Genomic DNA, 21655 nt, shown 5'->3' on the forward strand with positions numbered 1-21655 from the left:
TAAAAACGAGTCTTAAGACAGGAAATACGTAGAACCTGATGGAATGGGAAATTATTAATGCAAGAGCAGTGACTCCCGTAGGAATCCTTGAAAACGCGACGATTCGCGTAAGGGACGGGAGAATCGCGTCCATCCGTAAGGGAAGACCTTCCGATAATCTCCCGATTCGTTTGAATCTAGGCGGGATGTTCGTTTATCCAGGATTAATCAACGCTCACGATCACCTGCTCGGTTCCTATCTTCCAAAGGTAGGAACTAATCGTCCGTATCCGAACTGGCTTCCTTGGGACAACGACCTCAAATCCTCAGTCGTCTTTGCCGAACGCCAACAATTGGAACCGGAACAATTATACTTTTTAGGATCTTATAAAAATTTAATTAGCGGAGTCACCTCGGTCCAAGATCATATTCCGCATTTCGTGCAGGAACCCTTCGTCGATCAGGTCCCGGTTCGTATCCTGAATCGATATACTCTCGCTCACAGCATCTGCTCTTATTCGCTAGGCTGGGGTGATGGTCCCACAATCGAATATGAAAGGGCCAAAAAAGAAGATTTGCCTTTCGTAACTCACATAGGCGAAGGATTCGACGAAGAATCCGAAAATTCCGTCCAAATCCTGGAGTCTCTGGGAGGTTTGGGAGAGCACAGTGTATTAGTACATGGAATCGCCTTCGACGAAGCGGACATACAAGCCATAGCAAAAGCTAAAGCGCATTTCGTCTGGTGTCCGGAATCAAATCTTTATATGTTCGGAAAAACGACTGCAATTCGAGCTATTTTAGAGGCCGGGATCAATGTCAGCTTGGGTACGGATTCCCCCCTATCCGGTTCCTTGAACATCTTAGATGAAATTAAAAATGCCCGATCATTTTTTAGGAAAGAATACGGAGAAGATCTGGATCCAAAGATGATTTTCCAAATGGTTACGTCCAATCCGGCAAAAGCGTTCCGAATCTCGAAGGATTTGGGAAGTTTAGAGGAAGGAAAAATTGCAGATATCTTGGTGCTTTCCTCAGAAAAGGAAGACGCCTACGAAGCGCTCTGCTCTGCTGACTTGGACTCGATACGATTAGTTATCAAAGATGGAAAACCGGCATATGGGGATCTAACTTTGAAAGAATTTTTCGACGAAACTGGAATTCTTGGACGCGAAATAAGGATCGCGGGAACCGATAAATACCTTGCAGGAGATCCCCTAGGGTTGGTAGAATCGGTCACTCGCGCCCTTGGTTACAAAAAGGATTTGGCATTTTTTCCCATCGGGTGAGATTTAGAGTGGAAGGTAACGGTTTTGGCTGGGCCCATAATCCGGAATTATAAAGGCGGCTCCATAATTTATTTCGAGAAAGATCGGTCTGAGGATATCTATGTCCTGAGGAACGGTCGAGTCGTACTTACGTACACTGCAATCGATACCGGTTATGAAGTGAAAGAAGACGTAAGACTAGGCGAATTCTTTGGAGTCAAATCGGCCTTGGGAAAATACCCAAGGGAAGAGACGGCGCAGGTCGTAGGTGGGGCTACCGTATTGGTATTCAAGCTCCACGAGTTCGAAATCTTTGTTTCGGAAAAAACTCACCTCATTCTTAAAATGATGAAGGTTTTCTCTAGCCAATTACGCCAGGTTCATAAGAAATTGAGAGAAATTCTAGGTCAGGCTGAAGCGCGGAACCCCGCTTTCGAGCTGATGAACGTTGCGGAAGTATTTTATAAAAATACTAACTTCGAGCATGCCGCGTACGCATTTTCAAAATATTTGGAGCATTACTCAAGCGGGCCTTACGCTGGTAGAGCGGCCGAACTCTTAGATCTGGCAAGAAAAGGAAACCCCTACCCGATTAACATGCCCCCGCTCGTATACGATGCGGGTTCTGCCCCTCGCATGACTCAGGAAAACTTGCAAAATATTATGAAACCGGCTGCTGAGAAATCCAGTGTAGGATCGGGAGTGGATAATTCGATTACTTCGCTTTATAATAGGGCTCATACGTTCTTGAATGTCGGTAAATTCGAAGAAGCTATCGGAATTTTCAAAGATTTGACCGGTCGAAACGACTTTAAATATGACACCGAGAAAAAACTTGTGGATAATGCTCTCTTCCAAATGGGAGTCTGCTTTCTCAAGTTGAGTAACTTGGAGACTGCAAGTAACACGTTTTCTACGTATATTAAAAAACATCCTTCCGGCGAATCCGTCAAAGAATCCTTGTTTCATTTGGCTGAAATAGCGGAACAACAGGGTGATCGCCAGAGAGCCGGTATGCTATTCGGCAAAGTCGCCCTACTCCCTCCTGAACGGGATAGTCTCTCCCAAAAAGCCCGGCAAAAGGCCAAGGAGCTTAGCGCTTAATGGATCTGATGCTTGAATCCATGTTTTCCAAGTTCGGAAAGACGTATGATCCGAACCAGATTATTTTTTGCGAAAACGAACCTGGAAACGACTTTTACCTGATTCAAACCGGGAAAGTGAAAATCACTAAAACCGTCGGGACTTCCATCAAAACTTTGGATATTCTCGAACAGGGGGACATCTTCGGCGAAATGGCGATATTGGAAGAACAGCCTCGTAGCGCCACGGCGATCGCTATTTCCGAAGTGAAGGTTTTGAATTTTAATAGAGCGAACTTCGAATTGCTTTTAACTAAAAACCCGACTCTGGCGCTCAAGATTCTCACGATTTTTTCGGTTCGTATTTACGATGCAAAACGACGTCTTCTTATATTATTATTAGATGATATTACGGGCAAAGTCGCCGACGTATTCCTAATGCTTTACGAAAAAATGCACACTCACACGGACTTTAAGGAAGTCGTGTTGAACATTACCGTGGAGGATGTTGCGGATTGGTGCGCACAACCGGTAGGCGAGGTCCAAAAGGTCGTTAATCAATTCGCAAAAAGCGGTAAAATCGAGATCTATTCCGATAAAATCGTTATTCACAATATTAACGACTTTCAAAGAATAGTCTCCCAGAAGCGCAAACCGTCGTAAAGACGGCTGAGCAATCCCGATTTAATATCCGGGATTATATTCGCTTTAAATTCGGTCCCGTAGCTCAGGTGGACAGAGCAGAAGTTTCCTAAACTTTTGGTCGGAGGTTCGAATCCTCTCGGGGCCACCATTCATTTTATCATGCCGGATCCTCAGGATAACGTCCTTAATTTACTAAAGAAGTCGGAAGAATTTCTTAAGAAAAAGAATATTCCCTCCGCTCGATTAGACGCAGAATTATTATTGGCAGACCTCCTCAAGATTCCTCGCGTAAAGTTATATGTGGATTTTGAACGTCCGCTTTCGACTGAAGAGAAAGACGCATATCGGGAAAGAATAGTGGAACGTTCTAGATTCCGCCCGACGGCTTATATTATCGGAAGAAAGGCATTCTTCGATTCGGATTTCTTCATAGATAATACCGTGCTGATTCCGAGACCGGAAACGGAGGAATTGGTGGCTTGGATACTGGAAGAATTTCCGGATAAGAACAGTCGGCTAAAATTTTTAGATCTTTGTTCCGGAAGCGGATGTATAGGAATTAGCCTCGCGAAGGCAAGAGCCGATTGGTCTCCAAGTTTCTCCGATATTTCTCAAGAAGCTTCCAAAATCTCCGAGCGGAACGGATTGGAAATTCTTGGAAATGAACGCACGATGGACTTCTTCATCGGGGATTTACTCGCCCCCGTACCTACGATTCTCTCTTTCGATTTTATCGTCGCAAATCCCCCTTATATTCCTGAATCCGAAAAGACTGAAATAATGCAAGATGTGATCGGCTACGAACCGCATATCGCTCTCTTTGTGTCGAATTTCAAAGAATTCCATGCAAAACTTCTAAAGGAAACATTAGCTTACCTACCGAAGGGCGGAAAACTTTATTTAGAGACTCATCCGGAATATTCGCAATGGCTATCCGAAGAAGCCCTTTCCGTCGGGTATTCGGAAGCATTGATCCGGAAAGATCTATCTCATAAAAATAGATTCCTTCGCTTAACGAAATAATCACAAAAAAGGGGCCGGTAAATACCGACCCCAAGCAGGTTCGACTCGTTTGGGGGAAGAATCAATCCTTTAGATAGCGGAGCTTCCTCTTTCGCCGGTACGGATGCGGATAACATCCTCGAGCGGAAGAATCAGGATTTTTCCGTCGCCGATTTTTCCGTCGCCGGTTTTTGCCGCTTTCAAGATGGCATCCACAGTAGGCTTAACAAACTCGTCGTTTACCGCGATTTCCAATCTTACCTTGCGAAGAAGGTTTACTTGGTATTCATGACCGCGGAAGACTTCGGTCTTACCTTTCTGCTGCCCGTAGCCTTGCACGTCGCTGACCGTAAGCCTATAGATCTCGTTCTTTGTCAGCTCGGCTTTGACTTCTTCCAGTTTATGGGGCTGGATAATTGCTACGATTAATTTCATATGCTCTCCTTTACTTATTAAATCAAATTTTCAAAGGATTAAAGAATATAACCCTTCTCTCCGTGAATTTCCGAATCTAGACCCGCGATTTCCTTCTCTTCGGAAATTCTGAATCCAATAGTTTTCTCGATAACGAAAGCTAATATGAGGGAAACGATGAACGAGTAGCCGCCGGTAGCTACGACGCTAATCAACTGAACTACGATCTGATCTCCCTTGCTAGCAACTCCTGCTCCTAACGTAAGAGTGAATACACCCGTTAGAATGGCACCGATCGCACCGCCGACTCCGTGAATACCGAATGCATCAAGAGAGTCATCGTATCCGAGTTTGCCTTTAAGAAGAATCGCACCGTAACATATCGGAGCGACAATCAAGCCCATATAGATGGATCCTACCGGACCGACAAAGCCTGAAGCAGGGGTAATAACGACGAGGCCTGCTACAATACCGGAAGCGGCGCCAAGTGCAGTCGCTTTCTTAGTATGTAAATACTCGATCGCTAACCATGCAACACCCGCAGCAGCTGGAGCAATCAATGTTACCACGAATGCACGAGCAGCAATACCGTTAGTAGCAAGTCCTGAACCTGCGTTGAATCCAAACCAACCGAACCATAGTAAACCGGCACCGATCAAGGTGTAAGTCAAATTATTCGGTTGAACAAGGGAAATACCTTCTCCTTTACGTTTTCCGATAACGATGGCCGCTGCCAATCCTGCAATACCGGAGATCAAGTGAACGACGGTTCCTCCTGCAAAGTCAAGGGCGCTCATTTTAAATAACCAACCTGAACCGGCCCATACCCAGTGCGCGACAGGATCGTAAACGAATGTCGCCCAAAGCAGAATGAAAGCAATGTATCCTGAAAGCTTAACTCGCTCTGCAATCGCACCTGAAATCAGTGCAGGCGTGATCAATGCGAACATTCCTTGAAACAAGAAGTGAACGTATTTTGGAACGGTTAGTTCCAAAGTATTTTCATCTATTCCGTTCAAAAACGCGAGCGCAAAGTCGCCAAAGTAAGGATTATCCCCGGAAAAAGCAAAGCTGTATCCGAAGATAGTCCACTGCAGTGTCAATACGAGAATAGCGATAAAGCTATGCATCATTGTGGAAAGAACGTTCTTAGATCTTACCAGACCGCCATAGAACAAGGCGAGGCCGGGGATCATAAAGAACACGAAAGCTGAAGCTACGATCATCCATGCAGTATCACCTTTATCCAAGGTCGGCACGGGAGCTGCGGCAGCAGGAGTTGCGTCCTGGCCCCATACTAGGGCTGGAATCACGAGGATCAGGAACGGAAGAATTTTTTTAACCGATTTCATTTTCTCAAATCTCATCTCGGGCATTTTGTTTACTCCCCCTAATGCAAAAAGAGTACCCGAACTATAATTTATGGAAAAAAAAATGAAATTTACGGATTCGTTCAGGAGAGAGGCAAAATACTGATCTGGAAAGGGTTTTTCTTCGTCTAAACTCTCGTTTGTCTCCAAGCTGCAACAGATATTCTGGGTTTTAGAATACGATGGTCGACACTTTGCTTATTAATTAAGCACATTTTGGGGAATTGCCAAATTTTTGAGGAAATTAGACTTTCCAAGACTGGCAAATGACTAAAAAATCTCAAAATAAATAAGAAGCATTCGTTAGAATTACATTCGAAAGATCGCGTAGGACGGTTTCTGTCCTCTCACGGAAAGATCGGAATACAATGCTAAGCCCAACGATTCACGAGTTCTAGCAGGATCTAAAACCCCGTCATCCCAGAGTCTTGCAGTCGAGTATAAATAGGAGGAGCGATTTTCGTAATCTTCCAAAATCGGCTTTCGGAAAAGTTCCCTTTCAGCTTCGGACAAGGTCTTTCCTTCTTTTTCCAATTGATCCAATTTTACGGTAAGCAAAACGTTCGAGGCCTGCTCGCCACCCATAACGGAAATACGCGCATTGGGCCACATCCAAAGAAATCTAGGACCGAAGGCTCTCCCGCACATTCCGTAATTACCGGCGCCGTAAGAACCTCCGATTACAACGGTGTATTTCGGTACTACCGAAGTGGAAACCGCGTTTACCATCTTCGCTCCGTCTTTTGCGATCCCGGAATTTTCATATTTCTTCCCGACCATAAATCCGGTAATATTCTGCAAAAAGATCAAAGGAATATCTCTCTGATTGCAAAGCTCTATAAAATGAGCCGCTTTAAGAGAACTTTCCGAAAAAAGGACTCCATTGTTTGCGATGATACCGACTAACTTTCCATAAATGTTTGCAAATCCCGTAACGATAGTCGTTCCATAATTCTTTTTAAATTCTTGAAATCGAGAACCGTCTACAATCCGAGCGATTACCTCTCTCACATCGTAGGGCTTGCGAATATCTTTTTGAATAATGCCGTAAATTTCTTCGGCAGGATATAAAGGCTCTTCGTAGGAAATGGATCGGATCGACGAATTTCCCGCAGAACCTAACGTGGATACGATATGCCTCGCAATTTCGAGGGCATGAATATCGTTTTCCGCTAAATGATCCGTTACACCGGAGATTCTGCAATGGACGTCCGCGCCTCCCAACTCTTCCGGAGTCACGATTTCTCCCGTTGCTGCCTTAACGAGAGGAGGACCGCCCAAGAAAATGGTTCCGTTTCCGCGTACTATTACGGACTCGTCCGACATCGCCGGAATGTACGCGCCGCCGGCCGTGCAACTTCCCATTACGATAGAGATCTGGGGAATTCCCTCCCGCGATAAATTTGCTTGGTTATAAAAGATTCTTCCGAAATGCTCCTTGTCCGGAAAAACTTCGTCTTGCATCGGAAGAAACGCACCGCCGGAATCGACCAGATATATACAAGGAAGACGATTTTCTCGAGCGATCTCCTGTGCGCGAATATGCTTTTTCACGGTCATGGGATAATAAGTCCCTCCTTTTACCGTGGCGTCGTTGGCGACGATCACGCAAGGTGTTCCGCAAATTCTACCGATTCCCGTAATGATACCTGCGGCGGGAACTTCATCCGCATAGACTTCTTGTCCGGCCAAACCCGAGAATTCCAAGAAAGGAGTGTTCGGATCGAGCAAGCCCTCCACTCGTTCACGTGCGGTTAACTTCCCGCGGCTTTTATGACGTTGAATCGCTTTATCGCCACCACCCTTCCTAACTTTTTCCAGGAGCCGACGAGTCGCTTCGACTCTCTTCGATAGATCCTCGTAATTTTCTTTATATTCGGACGAAGATGTACGAATTTGCGATTCTAAAACTTCCATGGTTCCCTCCTAGGAAGAATTTACTTACGTACTTTAGTTTCGTAAAGAACTCGGATGAGTTCGGATTCGGAAGAAGAAAGTTCCCGGTTGCGGCGAGCCATGATCTTCCTAGAGTCGCGCAAAAATAAATCCAGTATGTACGGTTCTCCATTAACCCATGAGAAGGGAGGAAGATAACCTCCAACTCGCGAAGAGACTACATTACAACCGAAATCGATCACGGTACCCGTATTCAACATTACGCCTATTCCGACTTTCGAATAGTCGCCGATAATGGATCCGAATTTTATGGACCCGGTATTGCATTCGACGTCTTCTTCCTTGATTTTTACGATACCGTAATTGTTTTTTAAATCGGAAGTAGTAGCCAGGGCTCCGATATTCACCCAGCTTCCGACGACGGAATGGCCGAGAAACCCTTCGTGATGCTTATTAGAATAATCTAATATAATACTTTCGCCGACCTCCCCGCCTATTCTACAAGCTTGCCCGATTGTCGTGCCGCCTGTGATTCTTGCGTTATCGATTCGAGCGCTCGGACCAATGTACAGCGGACCTTCTAAAAAAGAAAAGGAAGTGATTTTTACGTCCTTATCGATAATGACGGGCCCTGACGTGACATCGATAACGACTCCCGGAAAAATACTGGCCGAAGGATGTACGTGTAAATGCTTTGATTTTCCTACGATTTGAAAATCTCCGGATTTCACCTTTAATTTTCGAATCCACTTTCTTAGATCCTTATTTAAATCGATATCCTGCTCGATCGAGCGACCGGTACCGTCTATTAATTTCCATGGCAGAAATTCTTCGGGAGTAATAATCAAATCCACGTCGCGACCGTCGTAGATGTTGATTCTTGAATTCCGCTCTAAAAAAGCTTTTTCGAATATAGGGAGAGAATGAGCATAGAAGAATTTTGCGTCTCCGTATTGGGCCTTTAATCGCTCTAAGGGTGTTAGAATTCCGTCGCGAATTTCGGTGAAAGACCTAACTCTCGTTAAAGCCTTTAAACCGGAAGGAATTTCCCTCTCATCGATTAGGATTCTTTGGACCCTAGCCATTGTTACTCCACGGTTACGGATTTGGCCAAGTTTCGCGGTTGATCCGGTGGACAGCCTCTCGCGACCGCCGAATAATAAGCCAGAAGTTGAAGCGGCAAAACGTTCAGAATGGGGCTTAAAATTTCGGGGCAATCCGGCACTTCAAAACAGTAGTCGGAAAGTTCCCTAGCTTCTCTGTCGCCTTCCGTTGCGATCGAAATAATAATTCCGTTTCGAGCTTTGATTTCCTGAATGTTCGAAAGCATTTTGGAATAAATCTCCGATTTAGTCGCAATACAAACCACCGGAACTTCGTTGGTAATCAATGCGATCGGTCCGTGCTTAAATTCACCGCCTGCGTAACCTGAAGCGTGAATATAAGATACTTCCTTTAATTTCAAAGCGCCTTCGAGAGCAACCGGATGATTGTAAGTTCGTCCAAGAAAAACAAAATCCTTGGTCTTAGTGAAATCCGCCGCCCAAGATTCTAGCAAAGGAGCCTTGGCAAGAATCTGATCCATTTTTCCGGGTAAAAGTCGAATTTCGTCCAGTAGAACTCGGAGCTCTTCTTCGGAAATAATCCATTTCAATCTCGCGACGTATAGGGAAAATAACAGAAGATTGATCACTTGAGCTGTGAACGCTTTCGTACTTGCGACTCCGATTTCGGGTCCTGCGTCGGTTCTAATATAAGAATCGGATTCCCTGGCTATCGTCGAATTTACGTTATTTACGAGAGAAACGACTTTAATGAACTTTGCCTTCGCTTCTAAAATCGAAGCGAGAGTATCGGCAGTTTCGCCCGATTGAGAAATTCCGATAATTAGTGTATCGCCTTCCACTACCGGATTTCGGTACCGAAATTCGGAGGATGTTTCCGTATCGGTTTGAATTTTTGCAAAATTTTCAAGATAATGTTTTCCGAGCATACCGGAATAATAACTTGTTCCCGCTGCTTGAATGATAATTCGATTAACCCGTGAAAGTACGTCTCTTGAAATCGCGGTTTCCGGAAATTGTATTTCTCCGTTATCCGAAATTCTAGACTGGATGATCCTTCTGAAAATTCCGGGCTGCTCGTGGATTTCCTTAATCATAAAATGCGGGTATCCGCCTTTATCCACGTCCTCGAATTTAATCTCTTGCTTCTTAAATTCGAGCGGTTTTTCCACATCGTCGAATCCGAAAATTTTACATTCGGTTTTTGTAAAGTATCCCCATTCTTTCGAATTAATAAAGTAAACTTCCCGGCAATTGCGGGTTAAAGGGGAAATGTCGGAGGCAAGGTAATACTCTTCTTTTCCCTTTCCTATCAATAAAGGAGCTCCGTCTTGAGCGAAATAAACGCGTTCGGGTTCGTTATCGAATACCACCGCAATGGCCCATTTACCTTCGACTTTAGAAAAAAGGTCTAAGAAAGCTTCCCTATTCGATTTTCCTTGCTTTCGACTCTCGGCCAAAAGATTCGGCAGTACTTCCGTATCCGTCATGCTGTGAAAAACATGACCCAAGTGTTTTAGTTCCTGGCGAAGTTCTCCGTAATTTTCTATAATTCCATTATGGACGACGGCTACGATTCCCTTAGAATCGGTATGAGGATGGGCATTAATTTGGCTCGGTTCGCCGTGAGTCGCCCAGCGAGTGTGGCCGATACCCACGTTTCCACGGACCGGATGCTCTTTCAGGTAATTTTCCAAGTCCTTAATTTTACCTTTTTGCTTCCGAACTTGGATTTCGCCTTTATCCAAGACTGCAATTCCAGCAGAATCGTATCCCCGGTATTCCAAGCTGATGAGTCCCACTACCAAAACGGACTCTACATTTTTATCACCGGCGTATCCTACGATTCCACACATATTTATGAGTTCTCCATAATCTTTCCTGCCGTTTCTATCAGCGCAGCAAGATCTTTTTTCGTTCGAGCCTCGGCGATAACCCTCAGAATAGGTTCGGTATTCGACGGACGAATATGAATCCACGAATCCTCGGAGGCTAAGCGCAAACCATCCCTCACGTCTTCCCCGTGATCCGGAAATTCATTTCTGAATTGGGAATAGATCTGTTCCGGCTTTTTACCGCTGATCTTATAGGCGATTTTTCGCATATGGACAGCCGGTAGACCGCTCAGCACAGAATCGACTCCTTCTCCCTTCAGGGCAAGCAGATTCAAGACATGAGCCACGCCTGAGAGGGAATCTCGACCGAAAGAAGGAATAGCCGGATCTATAACACCGCCGTTTCCTTCCCCGCCGAACACCGATTTTCGGTGTATCATTTCCGACACAACGTTTGCCTCTCCGACTTTAGAGCGAAAGGTGGGAATCCCTGCCGAGGTTGCGACCCAATCGTTAATAAAGCTCGTGGAAAGATTTACCGTGAGGGAAGCGCGCTTCGGAACTTTATTGAAGGCCAGATAAGACAAAAAACTCAATGGCAAAGTATATTCTTCGGAAATCGCCCCTTTTTTTGGAGTCATTAGAACCAAACGATCCGCATCCGGATCCAGAGCAAAACCGATATCGGCTCCCGATTGTCTCATCGTTCTCGAGGATTGGCGTAGTGCCTCCGGCGTCGGCTCGGGGGGACGAGGAAATGTCCCGTCTGGTTTACAATGTAAGGCAATCACTTTGCAACCTAAACTCTTTAATAATTCAGGTAAAACAAAGCTTCCTCCTCCGTTTACCGCATCTAAGAATACCGTGTATTTTTTTTTCTTAATGGCGGCGACATTGACCCTAGCAAGTACGGAATCAATATGTCCTCGAATCTTATCGTGGCCTTCCTCCACCCTTGCATTCGGCTTAAATTGAAACGGTTTATAACTCTCGTTTCTGACTATATCCAGAATTTCTTCCAGGTCGCTCGCACCGGTAAAAAAGCCGCCCGGGCCAATGAACTTGAAAGCGTTCCAAATTACCGGATTATGCGAGGCGGAGATCATGATTCCACCTGCCGCCTTGGTTTGGTTTACAACCGCTTTAACTGTCGGAGTAGGAACTACTCCAAGTAGAATTACGTTTTTCCCCAGGCCCTGCATAACACCGATCGCGATACTTTCAATGAAAGCTCCGCTTGGACGAGAATCCCGCCCAATTACGACAGTATTGCCTTTTAGCCAGGAGCCGAAAGCACGGAGTGCGTCATAGATGACATCGGAACTGAGTCCCGTCGGAATAATGCCGCGGATTCCGGAGACGGAAACCATCAGATCGGGATGTTGGAAAACCGGTGATCGTGGATCTAAAGCCATGGTTCCGGATAGAATCTCTTGAAATTGAAAAATGACATGGGCGATGACAGGATCGAACTGCCGACATCCTCCTTGTAAGGGAGGCGCTCTCCCAGCTGAGCTAATCGCCCGTTATGAAAACGGTTTTTACGCGGTGGCAGCTTGGTTATTAATGCGCAATGCCATCCGACTCTTCTTACGATCTGCGTTTTTAGAGTGGATGAGGTTGGTTTTGGCTGCTTTATCGAGAAGAGAAGCGTATTCCTTGTACAGGCTTTTAAGCACTTCCTTTTCACCATCTTGGATGGCCTTTAGGATCTTCTTTGCTTGGGTCCTAAGGCGATTCCGATTCTGGGAATTTGCCGCATTTCTGCGTTTAGTCCTACGGATATCTTTTTCTGAAGACTTTATGTTCGCCAAGGATCGACCTTCCTATAGAGGGATGTTATCCAGGTTTTCGCATCTTTCTTCGGTGTCAATACGGTTTTTTGGGTTTGAATGATTTCATTGTAATGAGACATTTAAATTATGTCTTCAAATCAGTTGCTCTGTTCGCTGGGAAAACCTTCCTCTCCGATTTTCTTGTACTTACTTTCTGATTTTTTCCGGCTAAAGCTCAAACATGTCGAACGGTTCATGCGGACTCGAAGACAGATCACTCAAAGAAGGGAGGAGACGGAAACACTTTGTACCGATTCGCTAAGAATATTAGATTTTTTTTCTTTCCTTACGTTCAAAAAACTAGTTCAAATGGGAAAGCCTAGGTAGTTTTTACTATGCGTTACCGTCCAATCCTAACGTCGCTAAGAACGAATTCACTATGATTCCTGGACAAGAACCGCAATACATACTCGTTAATTCGATCAGTCAAATAGATCCGAACAAACTCTCCCTTTCACAATTAGGCACAAAGTATATGGATCGTCTCGGCAATCGATATGCGGTTCGCTTTAATAAGGAAAATCGAAAAGCCGAATTAGTTCGGATAACATTACAAAAAGCGTCGGAGGCGCTTCCGCCTCAGCGCCCAAGACCTAAGTCCGGCAAAGCTTCACAGCCGCTGGATCTCGAAAAATTATCGGTTCTCTTGAAGAGCACGAAGCAGCAAAATACCGAATGGATAGACGCCCTTGTGGAAAAGGCAAAGGAAGCGAAGGCGATCTCTCCCGCCAATGCGGAGGGAATTCCCGCCCGCGAAGTCGAAATGGTCACTTCCGCGACCGATTTCTCCGAAGCGGCGGCAAAAACTTCCGTCGCTAATTTCGACAAATTCGATCTTTCTAAAGTCGATTTAAATATTATGGAAAGCAGAAATACTGCCGTTCCCGAGAAGGATGATACTCCATTTTTTATCGAACCGTCGGAAGGCAATGCCGGTCGCGAAACGAAATTTATCGAAGATACGCTTGCAGGATTTTTACGAATTAAGGAAAGAATCGAATCGGTTCTGAATAATATTCGTAACTCTAAGATCTTTGAAGCCACCGGGGATCCCTCTGAGAATAAAAATATCATCGGCAACCTCAATCGGGAGTATGACCTGGAGTTTTTTCAAAAATTAGACAAGATCTTGAATTATCATAAGGAATTGACCGCTTTCCCTAGATCAATAACCTACTATGTCGCAAAGTACGAGTCGGGCAGAAAGCAAGCGCTTCAGTCTAGATCGGGCGACCAAGAGAAATTACAACTCGTGATCCGCTGGGAAATGCAGGAAATGCTCTTATCTTTAACGAAAAAATTGAAGAAAATGATGCTCGATACGTTAAACGTTTTAAATACTAAGAACGATAACCACCTTAAGCAAATCGCCTATAACCAGCAGCAAATGTTCAAAGACGCTAGGAACGCTTTATTATATTGCTCGGAGGATGTAGGGGCACTACTTATATCCTTGCAAAAATGGGTAGATAGCGAAGGGTAGAACCTTCCGCATGTCTCTCACTGACGAAGAACTCAAAAAAATCGTGGAAAGAATCCGGTCCGAATACCGGGAAGGCGCTCAACAGAGCCCGAAGCTTTTCGACAATAAAGGTTTTGAAGACAGGTATATCCAGACTCTGAAGCATCGGGGAAATCTGGAAAAATTCCTGAAGGACGAAGTAGGCTTTTTAGAAAAAGTTAAGGAAAAACACCGGGAACTAGTGGAGCGGCGCAACGCTTCCAAAGGGGATACGATTAACCGGATCTTGGACGAGCAGGAAGAAAAACTTTCCAAATATCCCAGAGTCGATTTTCACCCCTTGGCGAGAACGGAAATGAGATATTTTTATGGAGCAATGACAAGCTTCGCAGAAACGGAATATCCTGTTTTGATCCATATTTTCCGAGGAACTCCCGAATTTTCTTCCTTCCAAGACTCTCTGGCCATGATTGAAAGAATCGGGGTTACTCGAAGAGGAATGCCGTCCTTACGAATCGCGGAACACATTAAAGCGTTGTTAGACGCCAATGGAAACCAATCTACTATGGAGCGCGATAGTCAGAATATACTGAAAGAAGTGTCCATAGCTTTGGCGAAGTTGATGCAAACCATTAAAGATTGTATCGAAAAAAATCGAGTGAGCGATCGAATGACGGTGCAAATATCCGAACGGGAATTTCCAAAAGCCGCGGAAGCCTATAAGAATTTGCTTTTCGGCATCGCGTTAGAGAAAATAATAGTCCGCGTCGAAAATATCATCCGGGATTTCCGAATGAGCGAATTAGTGGGCTTGGATCCTAAATGAAACTTTCCATCGTTATTCCTTGTTACAACGAAAAACAAACTATTAAAAACATCTTGGAAACGGTCCGCAAAGTGCCTTTCAAAGATAAAGAAATCATCGTCGTAGACGATTATTCTGCCGACGGAACTCGGGAATTGTTACAGACACCCGCGTTTAAAAAGCTGTACGACCGATTGGTTCTTCATGAAAAAAACCAAGGAAAAGGAGCCGCACTTAGAACCGGATTTCAATCTGCGACCGGAGATATAGTTATCGTACAGGATGCGGATCTCGAATATGATCCTTTTGAAATTCCGATCGTCATAGACCCGATTTATAAGGGCAAGGCTGACGTAGTGTTTGGAAGTCGCTTCATGGGAAACCGCCCACATCGAGTCGTTTATTATTGGCACAGACTCGGGAATTTAGTATTAACCACCCTTTCAAACATGTTCACAAATATTAATCTCACCGATATGGAAACCTGTTACAAAGCTTTTCGGCGGGAAATTATTCAAAGCATCCAGATTAAAGAGAATCGATTCGGATTCGAACCGGAGATTACTGCAAAAATAGCTAAGATTCCGGGAATTCGTATTTACGAAGTAGGCATATCCTATTACGGCAGAACTTACGCGGAAGGTAAGAAAATCGGATGGAAAGACGGATTTCGGGCCATTTACTGCATAGTAAGATATAATTTATTCGGATAATTTACTCTTTTTTAATATAGAGAATTCTCATTTAATTATATACTCCCTATATTCCCAGATTTTCCTCGATTCCAGTGTTTCTTCTCCGAATCTTGTTCGAAAAGAATCGAGCCAAAAGTCCCTATTCTGTTTCCCGGAAAGCACCGCGGAAAAATACCCGCGGATATTGGAGTCTAGGTCTTTCTTTTGCGAGGCCATCTCGTAAGCTTTTTCTCCGTAGGAAATAAAACCTAGTCGTTTACCTTTGTAAGATTCGGATATATCGTTTAATAGCTTTTCGATTCTCGCCTTGGAAATTCCAGCTTGGGAACAAAATACGATTTTTCTAAAAAACTCGGTGCCGATCGAATTGCAAAGAACACCATCCGAATAGATCAGAATATCCGGATGTCCCTTTTCGGCAACTGAGCGTGTATCCTGAACCTGACGAATGCTGCTTCTATAAATCAAAATTCCCGCAAGACTCATTAGAAAAGAATAAAGTATCAAAAGCATACCTATTCCGTTCAAAATTCCCGATACGCGGGTGATCCTCCAATCGGAGGCCGTCCACACTCTCGATAAAAGTATTGCGAAAGGAAATAAGGATAATCCGAGATATCTAGGACCCCAGTTGGAGATCCCGTTATTTGGAGAGAGAATCGCGATTGCAGGAATAAAAATGCAAAGTGTGTAGAACAGGATTTTTTCTACGGAAGTGATTTTTGACCAGGCAAAGAAGATTCCCCCTAACAATATCGCTGATACGGGCAAATATAGTAAGAATCCGGGCATCGCATAGGATCCCACAAGAATATCCCAAGCTCTCATGAAGATCGTATTTTCGACCGAAAGGTCAGGCTTAAAATTTTCGGAAACGCGAGGACCAAAAATATGATGATAGTCCCAAAAATTAAATAAGAAGAATAAGAAAACGATTATGGAAAAGGATATCGAAAAGCAAAAAGATTTTCGAAGCCAATTTCTTCCGAAACTTATCCAACCGGCAATCCAGAATGAAACAAAAAAAACTAGCGTCTCCGGGCGAAGCCAAACTCCGAGGCCAAAAAGTAAACCTGCTAATATCATCCCTTGATGTTCGAATTTGAAAAATTGCGTGATACCTAACAGAAGTAGAAATAAAAGAATCGGATGCTCCGAGGCGTCCGGCCCCATTAAAAAAACGTACGTTCCAAAGAATGCAAATGCAGTCCAAAACCACGATAATTTCCAATGATTTCGTAGGATCCATGCCGACCCCAAATGAAAGAGCGCCCCGAAAAAAGGAATAAGTGAAAATGCTTCCCAACTAGTCAGAGGAAGATATAAAACAGATAAGAAAACCGGGAAAACTCCGATAAGTCCGTCCGCGGACCGAAACGTAAATATACCTTGCCATAGAAAAAATTCGTAATTCGGATCGATCGCCTTTCCCGGATACAAAAGTAATTCCGAATGAAGCTCGGAGGCAACGAGCGAATAGGATTCATGTATTTTTAATAAAGAATCTGAAAAGAATCCATTCCATGGTTTGATCCAAATCAATAAACCTAAGTATGCGACGGCAAAAACGAGAAATTCTTTTAGATTTTTATCGCGCACTTAAATACTTTCCTTGGTCCTGTCGGACCTTGCCACCTTGAAACTGTATGCGGCAGATAAGGCAAGATAGTCTCGCGGATTGACTTCATCTACAAAAATCCGGCACGATAAGGCAATTACGGTAAAAAATGCTAAGCGAAGTGCGAGTCTTTCGTAAAAAAATCCGATCGGGAATTTTTCAAAAAAAATACTTGTAATTTAAACTATTACAAGTTGAACTATCCAAATACAACTCCATTTGAGTCAGGTAATTACTTATGAACAAAAAAAATATTCTACTCGCACTGTTGCTGGGAGCCTTCGCTTTTACTAGCGCGCAGGCTGGAAACTTTAAGTTAGACAATGCTCATACGTCTGTCGGCTTCAAAGTCAAACATCTCGCCATCTCTAATGTTCCCGGAACATTCAAGGAATATAACGGCAAATTTACGTTCGACGAAAAAACCAATAGCTTAACCGGATTGGAAGTAACGATCCAAGCAGCTTCAGTGTCGACGAATGACGCGGACCGCGACAAGCACTTGAAAGCGAAAGATTTCTTCGACGTTAGCGAATTTTCTACCATAACCTTCAAGGCAACGAAAGCTTCCGTTAAAAAAGGGAGCGTATCTAAAGTTACCGGCGAATTAACCATCAAAGGTGTCACCAAACCTATCGTACTCGATGTAAAATACGGCGGTTCTGCAAAAGACCCCTGGGGAAATACCCATCTTGCATTTGAAGCAGAAACCAAAATCAATAGAAAGGATTTCGGCCTAACTTGGAATAAAACTCTCGAAACCGGCGGAGTGTTAGTCGGAGAAGAAGTTTCTATTCGCATCGAAGGCGAAGCAGTTCCGGAGCAATAAATCAAATAAGAAAAGCGGGATCACTTTCGTTCCCGCTTTTCAAACCTCGATAGCTCCCTATCGTACGGCAGCCTTTTCCTGGCTTTTTCTCTTCCGAATACGACTTCAATCTGAAATTATCGTTTCACATTCTTAGTATCTTGTAACTATTTCTCCATCTAACCGAATTAACAAAAGATTAACGGAAGCATAACCGTTTCTAAAAAACGAACGATCTTCCCAATTTCAAAAGGAGAAATCAAATGAACGATCTAGCTAAACATTTACTCATTGGAGCGGCATTAACGGGCTTATTAACGACCGGAGCCATCGCGGAAGATAAATCCGGATCGGACGATTCGAAGGGCGAATGTCATGGAATTAATTCCTGTAAGGGAACCGGGGACTGCGGCGGGAAAGGACATTCATGCGCCGGAAAAAATTCCTGCAAGGGTCATGGTTGGCTCTCCCTTTCAAAAAAGGATTGTGACGCTAAAAAAGGAACATTTAAGAAATCTTAATATCCTTTAAGAACCCTCCTTGGATCAAAGTGGATAAAAAATCGCTGACGGCTTTAGTGCCCGATGCGGCGGGCATTCCGATCAATTCCACTGCCTCCAGGAGGGTTTTATTTTCCTGTAACTGCCTACCAAACGTCCACCGCCATTCATCCAGAACTTCGATTCGAATATCCTGCCCTTTTTTACCTAATAACAGAAATTCGGCGTTTTTTTCCTCCGGAATTTGACAAGATTCTTCCTTTCTTTTCTTCCATAGCTCGTAAACGGGAAAATTGTTTTTCAAAAAAAATGCTGAATCGGAAAAAATCAAACGAAGATCTCCCGGATCTTTTCCCTCCAAAGAATTCTTCGGATCGATCGTTGAACCGGCCGGTCGGTGAAAAAGTTGTGCGAACAAATATTCGAACTCTGCCAGTTCTCTCAAGAATTCGATCTTCGGAAATTTCCGGTCCAAGAAGGCGGGAAACCCCTTCCCATAATCGGATAAATTATACGAAATAGAAGGAACACCGCGCAGGAAGGTTTCTGAAACATTAAAAAATTCTTCGTCTCCCAAGACTCTCCAGACAGTTTCGAAAATTTCGCCTAACGCTTCTGTTAGCCGTACGATATATCCGGAAGAATAAATTTCCAGAGCCGAAACTTCATTCAATTGCGCCGCGGGAAGAATTTCCTTCCGTAGGGGATTTTTTGAATTCGAAGTTAGGATTACGCTAGCAAATAGCTCCCGAAAGGTATTTTCTTTCATATCGTTCCAATCGATAGGAATTCCGCGGCTTTCAAAGCTTCGATTTCCAATTCCGGAAATGCGGGAATATCGGCGTCCCACTCCAATAATATCGGGATGGTTTCAATTTTTTTTGCATATGCGGCCATCAGATCCCAAACCGGTTTCGAAACCGGTTTTGAATGAGTATCGAACAGAAACTCTCCGGTATCTGTAAACCCGGCGATATGAATTTGCCCTACCGAATCCCAAGGAATCCCTTCTAAGAATTCGTTCGCAGAAAAACTATGATTAAACGAATTTACATAAACATTATTTAAATCCAATAGTAGGCCGCAACCGCTCTCTTTCAGAACGCCTGCAAGAAATTCCCATTCTGTCATTTCGTCCGAACGAAATCGTAGGTATGTCGAAACGTTTTCAATTAGAATTCTTCTTCCTAAAAACTCTTGAATTTTTTCAATTCTCTCGACGGCCAGTTTTTGAAATCCGTCGGTAAACGGGAATGGAAGTAAATCATGCAAATATTGGCCGTCATGATCCGTCCAGCACAGATGATCGGAGACGATCACGGGATCGATTCTTTCTATCAGGGACTTCCATCTGCTCATATAACGCGGATTCGGGAAAGACCCACCTAACAGCGATAAGGATACTCCATGCAATGCGACAGGAAAATCCTTTCGAACTTCTTCAAGCATTGCGAGAGGCTTTCCTTCCGAATCCATGTAATTCTCGGTAATCGCTTCGAACCAAGAGATTCTAACCGGTTTTCTTTCCCGTAAGTACGGATAATGTTCCGAGCGAAGGCCGACACCGATGCCTAAGGTGTCGATCGATCGATCCTTATTTTTCGGACTCGGCATGTTCACTATGTCTCCCATCCTGAATCATTCCAATAACTTCAACGATTTTGTTCTAATCCTTTCTTCAAGCTTCTCGATCGAAACATAAAACGCAAAATTCCGTAGGAACTCCCACAAATTACCCTAGGAAAAAGGTTTGAAAAACGACGAATTTTGTGAAATTCGACATTTTCCACCGCTTCGCTCCGGCCCCCGCCCACGAGGGTGGGGAATTTTATCGATAAAGTGCGACTCCCCCCCATCTATTAAGCTAGGAATTTATACCAGCTCATCGTTATATGTAACTTACTTCGATTTAAAACGAAGCTTGTTACATGAACAAGTTGTATTTTCTTTTTCCATCTCTTTTGCTTTTCATCGCGGCTTGTAGCGCCCGACAGGCAGTCGACCCGATATTTAAAGCCGACGGTTTGGTCGCGATTCGCGGCTATGATCCTGTAGCTTACTTTTCGGAAAATAAAGCCGTCGCCGGAAACGAAAAATTTCAAACCACTTGGAACGGGGCGAAATGGAAATTTTCCTCGAATAAAAATATGGAGGCATTTAAGAAAAAGCCCGAAAGTTTTGCGCCTCAATACGGCGGATATTGCGCGTATGCTATGCGTGATGGCGAAACCTATGAAATCGATCCGAACGCATGGAAAATCGTGGATGGGAAACTATATCTGAACTATAATGAAAAAGTAAATGGATTCTGGAGTCGAGACATTCCGGGAAATATAAAGAAAGCGAACGACCAGTGGATTAAACTCCCAAAGAAAAAGGAAATTCCGTAATTTATAAATCCTTTATTTACAGAAGAAGCGATCATTCGCTTCTTCCCTTCATAATGAGATAGTTATACGAAGCTACGATCTTCTGAGTCATTTCAAGGCCATCCTTATTTACGTCGGGATGGTATTTCTTAATTAATTCCTTATACTTCTTTCTAAGATCTCCACTGTCATACTCTTCTGCCAAACCCAAAAATTCCCTATGATGGCGTGTCTCTTCGTCCTCTTCATATGAATTTACGACCCGCGATCGACGGTTATGAGCTTTGGTTTTTTTCTTCTTTTGTTCATCCTTTCGAAAGCGACCGAAAATTTCATAGTAAGCTCGGTCCCGATATTCTGCTGTGAACTCCCGAAGCGGAAAAACCTTTGTGTTTAAGATTTGGTAAAAGTACTTTCGAAGGAAAACGTCCGCTCCGTAATCTGCCGGGATGGATTTTCGATCCAAAAATTCCGCAATTCCGTTATCGACTAAACGTCCCAAATCGAATTTATCGTCGAAGTAGGAATCGAAAGCATCTTCAAATCTCTTAGTAGAGGAGATTAAGAGTAAAAGCAGCTCTTTATCCAAATCGTGTTTGTCCAATTTTGCGATTACGATCTCTTTTAAATGGATCCGAAGTTCCTCTAAATAAACGTCGTCGAAATAGACACCGGCTTTTGCAAATTCGTGTTCCAACCCTTCGATCTTTAGAATCTTACCTAAGAGAAGAACCAGGATATCAGCTCTAGATTCCCGAAACCCCTGCGCTCCTTTCGAAGAATATGCCATGTCTGCCCGAAGACCATAGAGGATTTTATAGTAGTCCTCCCTTCGGATATCCAATATTTCGATTAATTTGTCGGCAGAAATATACCATTCACAATCCGTACTAGAAGATTGGATTTCAAAAAGTATATCCTCGATAGAGGACTTCACTTGATCGAAACTTTTCGCCGCCACATCAGTTCCCTAAATTAGACCCTGTTTCTTCAAGGTTGATTGTCCAA

The 21655-nt window shown here is 43.8% G+C and carries 21 protein-coding genes and 2 tRNA genes; 11 read left to right on the top strand and 12 right to left on the bottom strand.

The features are described 5' to 3' along the window. Nucleotides 1-38 precede the first annotated feature (38 nt). The 5 genes from LEP1GSC050_RS09875 (at nucleotide 39) to prmC (ending at nucleotide 3997) form a co-directional block, all read left to right on the top strand. A complete protein-coding gene (locus LEP1GSC050_RS09875) occupies nucleotides 39-1268 on the top strand; it encodes an amidohydrolase family protein (protein WP_010571057.1) in 1230 nt (409 codons plus the stop codon). A 24-nt stretch (nucleotides 1269-1292) separates the two neighbouring features. Further along, nucleotides 1293-2351 (top strand): cyclic nucleotide-binding domain-containing protein, encoded by a 1059-nt coding sequence (locus tag LEP1GSC050_RS09880; protein WP_010571058.1) that lies wholly within the window; start codon nucleotides 1293-1295, stop codon nucleotides 2349-2351. Beyond that, entirely contained in the window at nucleotides 2351-2992 is a 642-nt protein-coding gene (locus LEP1GSC050_RS09885; protein ID WP_010571059.1) for a Crp/Fnr family transcriptional regulator, read from the top strand. The genes LEP1GSC050_RS09880 and LEP1GSC050_RS09885 overlap by 1 nt, the downstream gene beginning before the upstream one ends. A 53-nt stretch (nucleotides 2993-3045) precedes the next feature. Then, nucleotides 3046-3122 (top strand) — tRNA-Arg (locus LEP1GSC050_RS09890). Between the two features lie 11 nt (nucleotides 3123-3133). Next, a complete protein-coding gene (gene prmC, locus LEP1GSC050_RS09895; RefSeq protein WP_020987470.1) occupies nucleotides 3134-3997 on the top strand; it encodes a peptide chain release factor N(5)-glutamine methyltransferase in 864 nt (287 codons plus the stop codon). Between the two features lie 69 nt (nucleotides 3998-4066). Here prmC and LEP1GSC050_RS09900 read toward each other — a convergent pair whose 3' ends face one another. The 8 genes from LEP1GSC050_RS09900 to rpsT form a co-directional block, all read right to left on the bottom strand. Next, on the bottom strand, nucleotides 4067-4411 hold the full coding sequence (locus LEP1GSC050_RS09900) for a P-II family nitrogen regulator (RefSeq protein WP_008595143.1): 345 nt from the start codon (nucleotides 4409-4411) through the stop codon (nucleotides 4067-4069). A gap of 38 nt (nucleotides 4412-4449) precedes the next feature. After that, complete coding sequence (locus tag LEP1GSC050_RS09905; RefSeq protein ID WP_040911598.1) at nucleotides 4450-5742, bottom strand: ammonium transporter; 1293 nt, start codon at nucleotides 5740-5742, stop codon at nucleotides 4450-4452. 327 nt (nucleotides 5743-6069) lie between these two features. Then, the gene (locus LEP1GSC050_RS09910) at nucleotides 6070-7677 is read right to left on the bottom strand and encodes a carboxyl transferase domain-containing protein (RefSeq protein WP_010571062.1); all 1608 of its coding nucleotides are present in this window, start codon (nucleotides 7675-7677) and stop codon (nucleotides 6070-6072) included. A gap of 20 nt (nucleotides 7678-7697) precedes the next feature. After that, nucleotides 7698-8741: a GlmU family protein gene (locus tag LEP1GSC050_RS09915; RefSeq protein ID WP_010571063.1), complete on the bottom strand. Its 1044-nt coding sequence runs from the start codon at nucleotides 8739-8741 to the stop codon at nucleotides 7698-7700. Between the two features lie 2 nt (nucleotides 8742-8743). Then, complete coding sequence (glmS, locus tag LEP1GSC050_RS09920; RefSeq protein WP_010571064.1) at nucleotides 8744-10576, bottom strand: glutamine--fructose-6-phosphate transaminase (isomerizing); 1833 nt, start codon at nucleotides 10574-10576, stop codon at nucleotides 8744-8746. A 2-nt stretch (nucleotides 10577-10578) separates the two neighbouring features. Then, nucleotides 10579-11970, bottom strand: a complete 1392-nt coding sequence (gene glmM / locus LEP1GSC050_RS09925; RefSeq protein WP_010571065.1) for a phosphoglucosamine mutase — start codon at nucleotides 11968-11970, stop codon at nucleotides 10579-10581. A gap of 37 nt (nucleotides 11971-12007) precedes the next feature. Beyond that, a tRNA-Val gene (locus LEP1GSC050_RS09930) sits at nucleotides 12008-12080 on the bottom strand. A 16-nt stretch (nucleotides 12081-12096) separates the two neighbouring features. After that, nucleotides 12097-12369, bottom strand: coding sequence for a 30S ribosomal protein S20 (gene rpsT, locus LEP1GSC050_RS09935; RefSeq protein ID WP_010571066.1), 273 nt, complete (start codon nucleotides 12367-12369; stop codon nucleotides 12097-12099). A 400-nt stretch (nucleotides 12370-12769) separates the two neighbouring features. Here rpsT and LEP1GSC050_RS09945 point away from each other — a divergent pair, with 400 nt between their 5' ends. Genes LEP1GSC050_RS09945 through LEP1GSC050_RS09955 form a run of 3 tightly spaced genes read left to right on the top strand, consistent with a single transcriptional unit; the run spans nucleotide 12770 to nucleotide 15370 of the window. Further along, nucleotides 12770-13873, top strand: coding sequence for an LIC_10450 family protein (locus LEP1GSC050_RS09945; protein ID WP_010571068.1), 1104 nt, complete (start codon nucleotides 12770-12772; stop codon nucleotides 13871-13873). Nucleotides 13874-13883: 10 nt separating this feature from the next. Then, nucleotides 13884-14678 carry a hypothetical protein gene (locus tag LEP1GSC050_RS09950; protein WP_010571069.1) on the top strand — a complete coding sequence of 265 codons (795 nt, stop codon included), beginning with the start codon at nucleotides 13884-13886 and terminating at the stop codon, nucleotides 14676-14678. Next, nucleotides 14675-15370, top strand: a complete 696-nt coding sequence (locus LEP1GSC050_RS09955; protein ID WP_010571070.1) for a glycosyltransferase family 2 protein — start codon at nucleotides 14675-14677, stop codon at nucleotides 15368-15370. Before LEP1GSC050_RS09950 ends, LEP1GSC050_RS09955 begins: the two co-directional genes overlap by 4 nt. 27 nt (nucleotides 15371-15397) lie before the next feature. Here the strand turns inward: LEP1GSC050_RS09955 and LEP1GSC050_RS09960 are convergent, their stop codons facing one another. Further along, entirely contained in the window at nucleotides 15398-16951 is a 1554-nt protein-coding gene (locus LEP1GSC050_RS09960) for an LA_3751/LA_3752 family putative glycosyltransferase (protein ID WP_010571071.1), read from the bottom strand. A gap of 257 nt (nucleotides 16952-17208) precedes the next feature. Here LEP1GSC050_RS09960 and LEP1GSC050_RS09965 point away from each other — a divergent pair, with 257 nt between their 5' ends. Both LEP1GSC050_RS09965 and bufA2 read left to right on the top strand, forming a co-directional pair. Continuing rightward, on the top strand, nucleotides 17209-17799 hold the full coding sequence (locus tag LEP1GSC050_RS09965; protein WP_010571072.1) for a YceI family protein: 591 nt from the start codon (nucleotides 17209-17211) through the stop codon (nucleotides 17797-17799). Nucleotides 17800-18041: 242 nt separating this feature from the next. Beyond that, nucleotides 18042-18299, top strand: a complete 258-nt coding sequence (gene bufA2 / locus LEP1GSC050_RS09970; RefSeq protein WP_020987682.1) for a BufA2 family periplasmic bufferin-type metallophore — start codon at nucleotides 18042-18044, stop codon at nucleotides 18297-18299. Here bufA2 and LEP1GSC050_RS09975 read toward each other — a convergent pair. Further along, on the bottom strand, nucleotides 18286-19047 hold the full coding sequence (locus LEP1GSC050_RS09975; protein ID WP_010571073.1) for an HvfC/BufC N-terminal domain-containing protein: 762 nt from the start codon (nucleotides 19045-19047) through the stop codon (nucleotides 18286-18288). The two genes, bufA2 and LEP1GSC050_RS09975, sit on opposite strands and share 14 nt — an antisense overlap. Then, the gene (gene bufB / locus LEP1GSC050_RS09980; RefSeq protein ID WP_010571074.1) at nucleotides 19044-19892 is read right to left on the bottom strand and encodes an MNIO family bufferin maturase; all 849 of its coding nucleotides are present in this window, start codon (nucleotides 19890-19892) and stop codon (nucleotides 19044-19046) included. Before bufB ends, LEP1GSC050_RS09975 begins: the two co-directional genes overlap by 4 nt. Nucleotides 19893-20206: 314 nt before the next feature. Between bufB and LEP1GSC050_RS09990 the strand changes: the two genes are divergently transcribed. Then, nucleotides 20207-20668, top strand: coding sequence for a YHS domain-containing (seleno)protein (locus LEP1GSC050_RS09990; protein ID WP_010571076.1), 462 nt, complete (start codon nucleotides 20207-20209; stop codon nucleotides 20666-20668). 31 nt (nucleotides 20669-20699) lie between these two features. Here the strand turns inward: LEP1GSC050_RS09990 and LEP1GSC050_RS09995 are convergent, their stop codons facing one another. Continuing rightward, nucleotides 20700-21608, bottom strand: coding sequence for a DnaJ domain-containing protein (locus tag LEP1GSC050_RS09995; RefSeq protein ID WP_010571077.1), 909 nt, complete (start codon nucleotides 21606-21608; stop codon nucleotides 20700-20702). Nucleotides 21609-21655: the final 47 nt, after the last annotated feature.

The organism is Leptospira broomii serovar Hurstbridge str. 5399 (assembly GCF_000243715.2).
Classification (GTDB): Bacteria; Spirochaetota; Leptospiria; order Leptospirales; family Leptospiraceae; genus Leptospira_B; species Leptospira_B broomii.

Bases quoted from the DNA above. Each gene is read 5' to 3' on its own strand.
- LEP1GSC050_RS09885 (WP_010571059.1), top strand. From the start codon at position 2,351: ATGGATCTGATGCTTGAATCCATGTTTTCCAAGTTCGGAAAGACGTAT.
- LEP1GSC050_RS09965 (WP_010571072.1), top strand. From the start codon at position 17,209: ATGAACAAAAAAAATATTCTACTCGCACTGTTGCTGGGAGCCTTCGCT.
- LEP1GSC050_RS09875 (WP_010571057.1), top strand. From the start codon at position 39: ATGGAATGGGAAATTATTAATGCAAGAGCAGTGACTCCCGTAGGAATC.
- LEP1GSC050_RS09950 (WP_010571069.1), top strand. From the start codon at position 13,884: ATGTCTCTCACTGACGAAGAACTCAAAAAAATCGTGGAAAGAATCCGG.
- LEP1GSC050_RS09945 (WP_010571068.1), top strand. From the start codon at position 12,770: ATGATTCCTGGACAAGAACCGCAATACATACTCGTTAATTCGATCAGT.
- LEP1GSC050_RS09915 (WP_010571063.1), bottom strand. From the start codon at position 8,741: ATGGCTAGGGTCCAAAGAATCCTAATCGATGAGAGGGAAATTCCTTCC.
- LEP1GSC050_RS09900 (WP_008595143.1), bottom strand. From the start codon at position 4,411: ATGAAATTAATCGTAGCAATTATCCAGCCCCATAAACTGGAAGAAGTC.
- LEP1GSC050_RS09905 (WP_040911598.1), bottom strand. From the start codon at position 5,742: ATGAAATCGGTTAAAAAAATTCTTCCGTTCCTGATCCTCGTGATTCCA.
- LEP1GSC050_RS09910 (WP_010571062.1), bottom strand. From the start codon at position 7,677: ATGGAAGTTTTAGAATCGCAAATTCGTACATCTTCGTCCGAATATAAA.
- glmM (WP_010571065.1), bottom strand. From the start codon at position 11,970: ATGGCTTTAGATCCACGATCACCGGTTTTCCAACATCCCGATCTGATG.
- prmC (WP_020987470.1), top strand. From the start codon at position 3,134: ATGCCGGATCCTCAGGATAACGTCCTTAATTTACTAAAGAAGTCGGAA.
- glmS (WP_010571064.1), bottom strand. From the start codon at position 10,576: ATGTGTGGAATCGTAGGATACGCCGGTGATAAAAATGTAGAGTCCGTT.
- LEP1GSC050_RS09990 (WP_010571076.1), top strand. From the start codon at position 20,207: ATGAACAAGTTGTATTTTCTTTTTCCATCTCTTTTGCTTTTCATCGCG.
- bufA2 (WP_020987682.1), top strand. From the start codon at position 18,042: ATGAACGATCTAGCTAAACATTTACTCATTGGAGCGGCATTAACGGGC.
- LEP1GSC050_RS09955 (WP_010571070.1), top strand. From the start codon at position 14,675: ATGAAACTTTCCATCGTTATTCCTTGTTACAACGAAAAACAAACTATT.
- bufB (WP_010571074.1), bottom strand. From the start codon at position 19,892: ATGCCGAGTCCGAAAAATAAGGATCGATCGATCGACACCTTAGGCATC.
- LEP1GSC050_RS09975 (WP_010571073.1), bottom strand. From the start codon at position 19,047: ATGAAAGAAAATACCTTTCGGGAGCTATTTGCTAGCGTAATCCTAACT.